This window comes from Oribacterium sp. HCP3S3_B9 (assembly GCF_052064255.1).
GTDB lineage: Bacteria > Bacillota > Clostridia > Lachnospirales > Lachnospiraceae > Oribacterium.
On sequence record NZ_JBQHVY010000004.1, the window covers coordinates 1 to 12372 of the forward strand.

Annotated in this window: 10 protein-coding genes; all 10 read right to left on the bottom strand. The window is 54.5% G+C overall.

Features of this window, described 5'->3' with window-relative positions:
- Nucleotides 1-94: 94 nt before the first annotated feature.
- The 10 genes from ACTNC3_RS03635 to ACTNC3_RS03680 all read right to left on the bottom strand — a co-directional run bounded on the left by ACTNC3_RS03635 (nucleotide 95) and on the right by ACTNC3_RS03680 (nucleotide 12371).
- Nucleotides 95-2230, bottom strand: coding sequence for a glutamine synthetase III family protein (locus ACTNC3_RS03635; protein WP_441226489.1), 2136 nt, complete (start codon nucleotides 2228-2230; stop codon nucleotides 95-97).
- A 97-nt stretch (nucleotides 2231-2327) separates the two neighbouring features.
- The gene (gene fba / locus ACTNC3_RS03640) at nucleotides 2328-3191 is read right to left on the bottom strand and encodes a class II fructose-1,6-bisphosphate aldolase (RefSeq protein ID WP_410042895.1); all 864 of its coding nucleotides are present in this window, start codon (nucleotides 3189-3191) and stop codon (nucleotides 2328-2330) included.
- A gap of 179 nt (nucleotides 3192-3370) precedes the next feature.
- Nucleotides 3371-4852 carry a threonine synthase gene (gene thrC, locus ACTNC3_RS03645; RefSeq protein ID WP_441226490.1) on the bottom strand — a complete coding sequence of 494 codons (1482 nt, stop codon included), beginning with the start codon at nucleotides 4850-4852 and terminating at the stop codon, nucleotides 3371-3373.
- Nucleotides 4853-4937: 85 nt separating this feature from the next.
- A complete protein-coding gene (udk, locus tag ACTNC3_RS03650; RefSeq protein WP_410042893.1) occupies nucleotides 4938-5567 on the bottom strand; it encodes a uridine kinase in 630 nt (209 codons plus the stop codon).
- 36 nt (nucleotides 5568-5603) lie between these two features.
- Nucleotides 5604-6149 carry a VanZ family protein gene (locus tag ACTNC3_RS03655; RefSeq protein ID WP_410042892.1) on the bottom strand — a complete coding sequence of 182 codons (546 nt, stop codon included), beginning with the start codon at nucleotides 6147-6149 and terminating at the stop codon, nucleotides 5604-5606.
- A gap of 105 nt (nucleotides 6150-6254) precedes the next feature.
- A complete protein-coding gene (locus ACTNC3_RS03660) occupies nucleotides 6255-6971 on the bottom strand; it encodes an ABC transporter permease (RefSeq protein WP_441226491.1) in 717 nt (238 codons plus the stop codon).
- On the bottom strand, nucleotides 6940-7911 hold the full coding sequence (locus tag ACTNC3_RS03665) for an ABC transporter ATP-binding protein (protein WP_441226492.1): 972 nt from the start codon (nucleotides 7909-7911) through the stop codon (nucleotides 6940-6942). Before ACTNC3_RS03665 ends, ACTNC3_RS03660 begins: the two co-directional genes overlap by 32 nt.
- 55 nt (nucleotides 7912-7966) lie before the next feature.
- A complete protein-coding gene (locus ACTNC3_RS03670; RefSeq protein WP_441226493.1) occupies nucleotides 7967-10480 on the bottom strand; it encodes a hypothetical protein in 2514 nt (837 codons plus the stop codon).
- 26 nt (nucleotides 10481-10506) lie between these two features.
- On the bottom strand, nucleotides 10507-11607 hold the full coding sequence (locus ACTNC3_RS03675) for a sensor histidine kinase (RefSeq protein WP_441226575.1): 1101 nt from the start codon (nucleotides 11605-11607) through the stop codon (nucleotides 10507-10509).
- 62 nt (nucleotides 11608-11669) lie between these two features.
- Nucleotides 11670-12371: a response regulator transcription factor gene (locus tag ACTNC3_RS03680; protein WP_410042887.1), complete on the bottom strand. Its 702-nt coding sequence runs from the start codon at nucleotides 12369-12371 to the stop codon at nucleotides 11670-11672.
- Between the last annotated feature and the right edge of the window lies 1 nt (nucleotide 12372).

Sequence of the window (12372 nt, forward strand, 5' to 3'; positions counted from 1 at the left end):
TTTTTTTGTGTGGGAGAGGGCGGGGCGCGCGCGGCCGCCCGCCCCCCCCCCCCCCCCCCCCCCCCCCCCCCCCCCCGGTACTAGCGTTCGCATATTAAGGCTCAGAAACCTCGAAAATCATATCACCATAGCTCGGATACGGCCACAGATCCTTATCCACGATCTGCTCCAGCTCATCGACCGGTGTACGCAGCGCCCGCATATCCGGCACGATCGTATCGTGGTATGCCCGTGCCTTCTTCTCAGCATCCTTCTCCGGGCCATACAGCTCGACATCCTGCAGCAGCTTCGTTCTTGCCTGCTCCATATCCGAAAGCAGCTTCGACGCATGCAGCAGAAGTCCCTTCTGAACCGATACATCCGCCTCCGGGCATGCCTCGCTCACCTTGCGGATCGAATCCGCGAGACGCGTGGTGTAGTGGATGACCGCCGGGATGATCTGCTTGCCGGAGATGTTGATCATCGCACGTGCCTCGATATTGATGACCTTCGAGTACTGCTCGTACTCTACCTCCTCACGGCTCACCAGCTCGGCCTCTGTATAGATACCAAACTCCTTAAAGAGCTTGATCGCCTTCTCGGTGGTCAGGGCCGGAATCGCATCCACCATGGACGGAAGATTCGGAAGACCTCTGCGCTCTGCCTCCTCTACCCACTCCTCGGAGTAGCCGTTTCCGTTAAAGATGATCCGCTGGTGCTCGGTCAGGAGCTTCTTGATGTAATCATGACACGCATCGCTGAAGTTCTCTGCCTTCTCCAGTACGTCGGCGGCTTCCTTAAACTGCTCTGCGACGATAGCGTCGAGGATGATGTTCGCACTTGCGATGGACTCGGCCGAACCCACCATACGGAACTCGAACTTGTTACCGGTAAAGGCAAACGGTGACGTACGGTTACGATCGGTGACATCCGCATAGAGATCCGGCATGGTGTTGACACCGGTCGGAAGGATCTTGCCCTGCTTCGACTCGGTCGCATAGCCGGTACCGATCAGCTGCTCCACGACATCCTCGAGCTGGGTGCCGATGAACGCAGAAACAATCGCTGGTGGTGCCTCATCCGCACCGAGACGATGCTCGTTTCCGACATCCGCCGCACTGAGACGGAGAAGATCCGCATGCTTATCGACCGCGGCCAGTACGCAGGAAAGAACCAGAAGGAACTGAATGTTCTCATGCGGTGTCTCGCCAGGATACATCAGATTGATGCCATCATCCGTTACGAGCGACCAGTTGTTGTGCTTACCGGAACCATTGACACCGGAGAACGGCTTCTCATGGAGCAGGCACTCGAGACCATGGCGTGGTGCGGTCTTCTTCATGACCTCCATCACCAGCTGGTTATGGTCGACCGCAAGGTTCGCCTCATCATAGACCGGTGCCAGCTCATGCTGTGCCGGTGCGACCTCGTTGTGCTCCGTCTTCGCGGTGACGCCGAGCTTCCAGAGCTGCACATCCACATCGCGCATGAAGGCGGCGATGCGATGACGGATGGAACCGAAGTAGTGGTCATCGAGCTCCTGGCCCTTCGCCGGCATGACGCCGAAGAGGGTACGCCCCGTATAGATGAGGTCCTTCCGCTTCAGATACTTGTTCCGGTCGATCAGGAAATACTCCTGCTCTGCACCGACGGATGGCTTCACCGACTTCGATGTCGTGTTACCGAACAGACGGAGAATACGCAGTGCCTGCTCATTGATCGCCTGCATGGAGCGAAGCAGCGGGGTCTTCGTATCCAGCGCCTCACCACCGAAGGAACAGAAGGAGGTCGGGATGCAAAGTGTTACGATTTCGCCATGCTCTCCCTCGCGACGAAGGAAGGCCGGGCTGGTGCAGTCCCAGATGGTGTAGCCTCTCGCCTCAAAGGTCGCACGAAGTCCACCGGACGGAAACGAAGAAGCATCGGCCTCACTGCGGACCAGCTCCTTGCCGGAGAACTCCATGATGACCTTACCGTCGGCATCGGCGGCCGAGATAAAGGAATCATGCTTCTCTGCGGTGATCCCGGTCAGCGGCTGGAACCAGTGCGTGTAATGGGTCGCACCGTTCTCGAGTGCCCACTCCTTCATCGCCTGCGCAACCGCATCCGCGATGGTCGGATCGAGCTCGTAGCCCTCTGTGATGGTCTTCTTCAGCTTCTTATAGACTGCCTTCGGAAGACGCTCCTGCATCACCTTGTCGTTAAAGACATCCTCACCGAAAATTTCCGTAACATTTATAACTTCACTCATTCATTGTCTCCTTCTACTCCCCTATGAAAGGCAGGACATAGTGCGTGAAAAGAACCCGTCCCAGGATCTGGGACAGGTTCTAAAAGTAACCGTTAGATTAAGCCTTGTGTGCGGAACCGAATACAGCGATACGTGCCTTGCACTCCTCGATGATGGCCTCTGCACCCGGCTTCAGAAGCTTACGAGGATCGTAGCCCTTACCCTGAAGATCCTTACCAGCCTCGATGTACGCTCTGGTCGCCTTGGCAAATACGATCTGAAGCTCGGTATTTACGTTGATCTTTGAAACGCCGAGAGAAATGGCCTTCTGGATCATCTCATCCGGGATACCGGAACCACCATGCAGAACCATCGGAAGATCACCGATCTGCTCCTTGATGGCTGCGAGTACATCGAAGTCGAGACCCTGCCAGTCTGCCGGATATACACCGTGGATGTTACCGATACCAGCTGCAAGGAAGTCTACACCGAGATCTGCGATGCGCTTGCACTCTGCAGGATCTGCCTTCTCACCGGCAGAGGTAACACCATCCTCTACACCACCGATACCGCCGACCTCAGCCTCCAGGCTGCAGCCATGCTCGTGTGCGAGCTTTACGAGCTCCTTGGTCTTCTCCACGTTCTCGTCGATGTCATAGTGTGAGCCATCGAACATAACTGACGTAAAGCCGGCCTCGATGCAAGCCTTCGCTCCATCGTATGTGCCGTGGTCAAGGTGAAGTGCCACCGGAACGGTGATGCCGAGCTCCTCAACCATCGCCTTTACCATCGCAGCAACGGTCTTAAAGCCGGTCATGTACTTGCCTGCACCCTCGGATACACCGAGGATTACCGGAGACTGCACCTCCTCGCATGCAAGCAGTACAGACTTCGCCCACTCCAGATCGTTGATGTTGAAGTGTGGTACAGCATAGTGACCAGCCAGTGCCTTATCAAGCATTCCCTTAGCGTTAACTAACATTGTATTTCCTCCTAATAAAACAGCATTTAGAAATTATGTGAATATATTAACACAGTCTGCATTGTATTTCTATAGAAACATAGACAAGCTCTACTTCGTTTTCCATGTTTCCTATACACATTTTCACTAAACACATCCCTGTCGCTCTCTCACAGGCACGATGCGCTCTCTGAAAAATCTCAGACGAAGAGGAAGTCCTCGACCATCTTTTTCATCTCGGAAATCTCGCAGACCTCGCTGTGACGGATCGCTGCGTTTCGTACCTCACGAATCGCACGTGGCTCCGGCACACCGGAAATCTCCGACAGCTGGTCGATGACCTCGAACACATCCTGATGCTCCACATCATACCCAAGGGCCTTCATCACATTCGGTGCAAACTTATACGGGCTTGCGGTCGATGCGACCACGGTCTTACGGGTATCGCCCGTCTTTTCAGCATACTGCTTATAGACGGCAGATGCAACTGCTGTATGCGGATCCAGTACATATCCGGCCTCTTCCTTCAGATCACGGATGGTCTTAAAGACCTCCGGCTCCTCTGCGAAGCCACCGACGAAGTCCGCCATGAACTGACGCATATCTTCACTCACTTCATACACACCCTTCGTACGAAGGTCCTCCATGAGCTGTGCGGTCTTCACACTGTTGCAGCCGGTGCTGAGATAGATAAGGCGCTCCAGGTTCGAGGAGATCAGGATATCCATCGACGGGCTGGAGGTAAGGATAAACGGACGGTTCCGATTATACTCACCGGTACCGAAGAAGTCCGTCAATACCTTATTTTCGTTGGATGCGCAGATCAGCTTCTCGATCGGCACCCCCATGTGCTTCGCGAGATACGCTGCCAGGATATTACCGAAGTTACCGGTCGGGACGCAGACATCGATCTTCTCACCCTCTGCGACATCACCAGCCTGAAGCATCTGACCATATGCATAGACATAGTAGACCACCTGCGGAACCAGACGGCCGATGTTGATGGAGTTTGCCGAGCTCAGAACGACGCCCTGTGCCTTCAGCTTCTGTGCAAATGCCTGATCATGGAAGATCTGCTTCACACCGGTCTGGGCATCATCGAAGTTGCCGCGGATAGCTGCTGCGTGGGTGTTCTTCCCCGGTTCAGTCCGCATCTGCAGCTCCTGGAAACGGGAAACACCTCCATACGGATAGAATACGATGATTTCCGTACCCGGTACATCCGCGAAGCCGGCCATCGCCGCCTTTCCGGTATCACCGGAGGTCGCGGTCAGGATCACGATACGATCCGTCACCTGGTTCTTCCGTGCACTGGTCACCATCAGGTGTGGGAGGATGGAGAGGGCCATATCCTTAAATGCGATGGTTTTTCCGTGGAACAGCTCGAGGTACCATGCGCCGCCCTTCTTTACCAGCGGTGCGATCTTCGGATCCTCGAACTTCTCATCGTAGGCCGCACAGATACAGTGACGGAGCTCCTCCTCGGTAAAATCCGTGAAAAACTCCTTCATAATCTCATACGCAAGATCCTGATATGAAAGCGTGCTTAATTCCGAAAGTGACTTCGTAAGTACCGGCAGTTTCTCCGGCATGAAAAGACCGCCATCCGACGCGAGCCCCTTCAGAATCGCCTCCGATGCGCGGAGTCCGTTCTCTCCCCCTCGGGTACTGTTGTAAAGCATGCGGCTACCTCCCATTTTTCATATACGTGTACGTTTAACTGGCTGCTTCTATCCTACATCGGTCGATCTCGACCGTGAAGGGCTGTTAATCGGCTCCGTTCTCCGGTGTATCGAGAATCTTCTGAATCTTCGTACGCATGAGATCGAAGGCGACATCGTTCATACCACTGTTGATGACGATGTCCGCGAGTGCTTTCGTCGGCTCGACATACAAATAGTGCATCGGCTTCACGGTCGTCAGATACTGCTCGGAGATATCCTCGACATGACGGCCACGCTCCTTCACATCACGGATGATGCGACGGATGATACGCTCATCTGCATCGGCTTCCACATAGATTTTAATATCGAAAAGGGAACGAAGCTCCGGATTTTCGAGGACGAGGATGCCCTCGACGATGATGATTCTGCTCGGTCGAAGCTCGGTCGTCTCCTGCGAACGATTATGCTCGGCATAGTTATACACCGGACACTGTACGCACTCGCCGCGCCGAAGCGCCTTCAGATGTGCGATGAGAAGATCCGTTTCGAACGCATCCGGATGATCGTAGTTCACCTTCTGACGCACCTCAAACGGGATGCCATCGTTCGACTTATAGTAATTATCGTGATAAATCACGGTGACCTGATCACCGAATTCCTTCTTAAGACGATTCGTAAAGGTAGACTTGCCGGAGCCTGAACCACCGGCGATACCGATCATGATACAGTTCATCTTTCACCTCTCCCATCTCTGTTCAATAGATAACATTTAAGCATAAACAGACTTCGTTTTCAAGAATTGCTTTATGTGCATAAAAAGAGAAACAATCGCGATTCCGAGCAGCACCCCGCTGCTGTCAATGAGCACATCACTCACCCGCCCGGCACGTCCCGGCACAAACAGCTGATGAAACTCATCACTCGCTGCATAGAGAACACCGAGCGGAAAGGCCGTACAGAGCAGCCTTCTCCGCTTCGGTACCACCGCCACCGACAGTGCACTCAGACTGTACAGTATGCCGAGCACCGTATACTCGCTGGCATGGGCGAGCTTCCGCACCGGATAGTCGATCTGCATCGCAAGTGCCCGCTGCTCTCCTGCCGGCCAGTCACGATAGCCCGGCACCACGAGCTCTGCCACGAGCGTACCGGCCCGAAGGCTTGTTTCCGTCGACACATCTGCGTTCTGCTGCGACATCATAAAAATAAACACCATCCATAAGAGGCTCAGCAGGAAGCAGACACGTGCCGCTTTCCGTCGTCTCGGAGCTGCAGCCTGTATTCTGTTTTCCGTGATATCCACCACTTCTTTCATTCTGTTCGTTCTGTCTCCTGTCACTGTCGATCCCGTATGCCATGAGCCGAAATCTATCCCTGCGGTCGAAGCATAGGACATCTTCTGTCCTTGCCGCTCTTTCGTCTACGCTTTCCGGCGTACCGGATGCGGCTTCAGCTGTCGCATACTGAAGCCGAGTGCCAGAAGCGACAGAAGCATAAAAAACAGGAGGGCGATGACATACGCCTGTACCCCACCGATGCCGAAGCGTCCACGGAACTGAACGAACAGCAGCGCGGCCAGGATGCAGAGCGCCATGCCGGCATACGACACCAGCGTGGCGGCCGTTGTGATATAGATACTGACACTGACGAGTATGCCGATGCTCGTGGACAGCAGCGCGCATACGAAGGCCGTAAGCAGGTACATCAGGATATCGAAGAAGGTAATACCGCCATAGATGTATACGGTTGCGAAGATCGGAAGTGCCGTCGCAACGAGCAGCATCAGTGTACTCATCACACTCATCAGCTTGCCGATGATGATATCCGCCGGTGTCAGCTGAGTCGTCAGCAGAAGCCCCAGTGAACGCTGGTCCCGCTCACTGGCAACGGAGGACGCGGCCAGTGCCGGCGCGAGCAGAAGCACGAGCAGAAGCTCCAGCAGTGCTGCGATATAGTAGATACGCAGGAAGCTCTGATACGCGATCTCCCCCGTCAGCTCCGCCGTCGAGACGATATAAAACAGATTGATCAGAATCAGGATGCTCAGTCCCCCGTTCAGGAGTGTCACAAGCAGCGGAAGCGTCAGACTACGTGCATTGATGAGCTCATCCCTCCGGAAAATCGGATTCCGCTTCATAGTATGTCCCCCTCCTTTCTTCACGTGCACCGGTCAGCTGCAGGAAAAGAGATTCCAGGTCGCCCTTCTCCCGATGGAAGCCGCGTACCGGCACACCCGCCTCAATCAGTCGACGAAGCAGTGCCGATTCCTCCTTCTGTGAGCCCGCATACGTAATCAGCAGATTCTTATCCCGGATACTGATCGATTTCACCAGACGATCATGCTTCAGTGTCTGCATCGCCGAGCTCAGATTTCCTGCGATGCTGATGATGATCGGATTCGACGCATCCACCCGATCCAGCACCTCATGGATTTTTCCTTCCATGACCAGACGACCGCGGTCGAGGATGCCGATATCCGTACACAGATCCGAAATCTCCGTCAGTGTACGTGAACTGATCAGGATGGTCTTTTCGGAATCCGCGAGGCTTGCGAGGATCTGCCGGAACTCGAAGCGCGTCGCCGGATCCAGATCGACCGTCGGCTCATCCATAACGAGAATCTTCGGGTCATGGATCAACGCACGGGCCAGGCTCAGCTTCTGCTGCATTCCCCGGCTCAGCGAATCCATATACTGCCCCTGCCGATCACGTAACCCGACGAGATCGAGCAGCATCTGAATCTGTCGCTTCGTCTTCACACCGGACAGATCATAGCAGTCCGCAAAAAAGTCCATATACTCTGATACACGAAGGTTCGGGTAGGCACCGATGCGATCCGGCACATATCCGATGCGGCGCTTCAGGCGACGCACATCCGCGCCTGCCTCCATATCATCGATCCGTACCTGGCCGCTGTCCGGATATACGAGTCCGAGCAGCATACGAAGTGCCGTGGTTTTCCCGGCACCATTCGGTCCGACGAGTGCATACAGTGCGCCATCCTCCACATGCATCGTGAGCCCATCGAGCGCTGTCACATGGCCGTAGCTCTTTTTGACATTTTCAAAAGAAATCATGGATACGCTCCTTTCTCATCCGTGGCTGACCCCCCCATACAGATTCTTTCCGATCTCATCCGATGCCGGGCTCTGTTTCCTCCGACACACTGCCTTCCCCGACATACTCGGATGCCTCAAGTTCAGCCGCATCGATCATCTCCACCGGCTTTTCTTCTGTATTCCGTGCCGTCACGGTCAGCATCGGGAGATACCGTCGCTCATCGATCCCCGTGTTCTCCTCACTCGAGGTATAGCGCACGATGAGTATGTTGTCCTCATCGAGATAGCTGTTAAGCTGTGCCCGCGTCAGCACACCGTTTCCGATATCGATGATATCGAAGCCGCCGGTCGTATAATTATAGAAGCTCATGCTGCCACGGAACGGACGCACGCTGCCGATGGACTTCGCCTCCCCCGCATCTTCCGCCGAAAGACTCTCGATTGTGAGAGTCGTGATGTCACTGCCCTCGCCGAGATGGTACTCAAGCGTCGTCGGCCATGCACTCGCGACCGTGTTCTCCGTCGCATCATAATCACCCGACTGGATCTGCGGATCCGTCGAGAGTGCACTGTAGCTGTAGACATCCCCCACGCGGGTACTGAACGGCAGAGAGGAAACCACCATCGTGAAGCCATAGCTGTCGATATCCGTCTGCTCTGTGAAATCCAGTGGCTGCTTCTCTGGATTCTCCTCCCGGACGCAGCCGACGATGCGCGCATCACTGAAATAGCCGTTCAGGCTGTTCATCAGATAGTAGCGAAGGAAGCTCTGCCAGCCTCCGCTGGTGACACTGGCGGCGATTTTCCGGCTGTCACCCACCGGCACATTGATGGTCTCACAGCTTCCGAGGTCAATGCTGGCACCGGCATCCAGACGTCCGATCCGGATCACCTTTCCATAGATCAGCAGTGCCGCATCGCCGAGGTCATAGGCCGTACCATTTGTGAGCGTGCCACGTACACTGCCGTCCGCAAAGACGATATCCGACTGGAAGCTTCCATCGGCGTTCGGCATGTTGTTGTGAAGCTCGAAGTAACGGGCCGCAAACGGTGCCGCGTTCTGAATCGTGATCGTCTTTTTCTCACGACCGTTATCGATGCTCGTATGACTTACATTCTCCTCCATAGACAGCAGTCCCTGGATATCGCCTGTAAAGTCCGCGCCCTTCAAGATCGGATACACATCATACTCGGTCTTCACCGGAAGCTCATAGCTTCGGTAGTAGGGTGAGCGCAGATTCAGATAATCCGTCTCATCGACGCTCTCCGCCGAGATGTTTTTCAGACGGACACAGGTCAGGAACGGCCCCATGAAACGTGTGCCGAGTCCCATGACATACACGAGAATGATCGTCAGCGCCGTCACCAGCAGGACGCCCGGACGGTACATCCGAAGGACCTCCCGTTCACGCATGAAAAAGTAAAGTCCTGGACCGATCAGAAGAACATAGGCAGCGAGAATGACGGCATAGAGCAGTGGCTTCGGCACCTTTCGGAGATCACTCAGGTTCATAAGCTCCTGTACATTCCAGTAGCGGGCGAGACTCCGCTCCGAAGCCGTGATCGAGAGATTTTCGAGACGCGTTTTCCCGAGAACAGCAGAAAAGAGCTGGTCGATGTATCCACTCTGATCCGTGGCGAAACGCGTAAGGTCACAGAAATCATACCCGCTGATGGCGACGATACCCGCACCCTCCGAGATCTCCGAAACGATCGGCACACCATCCGAAAGCACGACCTCCTGTCCACCCTTGATCTGAACCGGGGAGGCCGTCAGTGAGAGGAATTCCAGATCTCCGTTCTCGTGATACGCGTTCCCCATTTCGAGACTCATCTCCGTCGGCTGAAGTGCATTTCGTAGATACCCTGCGTAGTATGGGCTCAGGGCATCCTCCCCACGCGCTCCTGTTCCCAGCAGCAGGATACCGCCATCCCGTACCCACTGTGCGATGACCTCTGCCTCGTTCTTACGTATCCTCTTCATCGAAAAGTTCGAAATCAGAAGAACGTCCAGCTGATCGAGCTCGTTTTCTGAATCTGGCAGATCATCGACCGGCAGAATCACACTCCGGGTCCTGAGAATACCGTTATTGATCCCCACATTATCCAGATAACTGAGCGCCTCTGGATGATCGGAGATGATCCCGATGATAAGCTCTGCATCGGAGCCTGCGACATCGAGGCCGATCCGCCGTGAGCCCAGCGTATGCCCCTCTCTGTCCTCCGCCGTCACCAGCAGCTGGCTGATACCGGAGCTGAGTGACACGGTTACATTCAGCGTATCCGAGGAACCGCCCTCGACGATTTTCTGATAGCGGTACTCATAGACACTGTCCTCCGACTCAACCATATAGACATGGATATAGCCGGAGAAGGTACTCTCCTGATGGTTTTCGATGCCGATGCTGAGCGGCAGACGTCGGCCGGCTTTCGCTGTGTTCTGATAGCCATAGGTCACCGAGAGATCGACGGTATCCGCATAGCTACGCACTGAAAACAGAAGCAGCAGGCAGAGCAGGGTCAGTATGAACCACAGCCCCCGGCCGGTACTGCGGAAGCCAGATAGACGATATGAAATTCGCTGCATCGACATACTTCGCTTATATCCGGAACTCAAAATGTTCTCTCCCCATCAAAATGAATCTTCAGTCGGACCGTGAAGACCGTTCCCGAAAGATCTGAAGAAACCGACACCGTACCATGATGCATATCGGTGATGTTCTTGACGATGGCCAGACCGAGGCCCGTTCCACCGGGACCGGACGCGTTCGTCCGGCTGTGATCCGTCCGATAAAAGCGGTCGAAAATCAGCGGCAGCTCATTTGCCGGAATCACATAACCGTAATTCACGATTTTGATCGTCACGATCTCTCGATCCGCCCGGAGATTGACCCGGACACGCTTTCCTTCCTTACCGTACTTGATGGCATTGCCGATCAGATTGTCGAAAAGTCGTGCCAGCAGATCACCATCGGCTTCGATGATCTGCGACTTCCGATTCGATACGAAATCATAGCTGAGGCCGTTTTTCTGAAAATTCGGGTAGCTCTCCTCGAGAAGCTGTGCCAGCAGCTCGACGATGTCCACCTTCGCCACGTTCATATTGATTTTTCCATAGGATAGCTTCGTGAAGCCGAACAGCTCCTCGATCAGCTTCTGAAGGCGTACCGACTTGTTGTAGGCGATGTCCAGATACTTCTGCTGCATCTCCGGTGAGAGCTTCTGATTCTTCCGAAGCAGCTCGAGATATCCGAGGATAGAAGTCAGCGGTGTCCTGAGATCATGTGCGACATTGGTAATTAGATCCGTCTTCGACTGCTCCGATGTCCGCTCCTTATCGATGAGCTCCTGGATATCCTCCTCCATACGATTCAGATTTTCGGCGATATCCGTGAGTTCCCCCTCCCCCTCCAGCTCCAGGCGGGTACTGAGATCCCCCTCGGAAATCTGCTTCACTGCACGGGCGATCGTCTCGACATCCCGCGCCATCTTTCGTTGCAAAAGCAGGAAAATCAGGGAAAACAGGAGAATTCCGAGCAGCACAAAAAGCAGGACACTGATGGTCGAGCCGAGCGCGAAGCGCTGCAGGGCCTGAGAATCGTTTCCTGTCTGATAAAGAAAGCTGGTGATGGCTGTAAGATTCGTGATGAGAAACACGAGGAGGATGATCGTAATCACCGACGCGATGCCGATATGTGCCATCAGCTGCATCATATAGCCATGCCCATGGGTATGATTTTTCTGCTCGTTCTTATCTTTTTCCAAGGTCGTGATGCTTACTTCTCGATCTTATAACCGATGCCCCAGACGGTCGAGATGATCTTGTTCTCGCGGCTCTCCTCCCGCAGCTTTCCACGCAAACGGCGGATGTGCACCATCACCGTGTTGTTGGCCTCATAAACCTTTTCATCCCATACCTTTTCGAAGATCTCATCGGTGGAGAACACCTTGCCCGGATGGGATGCCAGCAGGAACAGAATCTCGAACTCGATCGGCGTCAGCTTGATTTCCTCGCCGTCCACCAGTACACGATGATTATCCTTGTTGATGGTGAGGTCACGGATCGTGATCTCACTGCTGGCGAACTGATCCGCTGCGTTCGGGTTCAGCTGCGTATATCGGCGAAGCTGTGACTTCACGCGTGCCGTCAGCTCCAGCGGATTAAACGGCTTCGTCACATAATCGTCCGCACCGCCGGTGAGGCCGACGATCTTATCGAGGTCCGTGGACTTCGCCGACAGCATGATGATCGGGATGTTGGACTTCGTCCGGATCTTCCGGCACATCTCGAGACCGTTCATGCCCGGCATCATGATGTCGAGCAGCACGAGATGGATCTCCTGCTCATCGAGGATCTTCAGGCCCTCTTCTGCATTGTAGGCCTTAAATACCTTATATCCGTCACTGACGAGATAGATCTCCACCAGCTCTGCGATTTCCTTTTCATCGTCAACGACGAGCACACTAATCTGTGACATA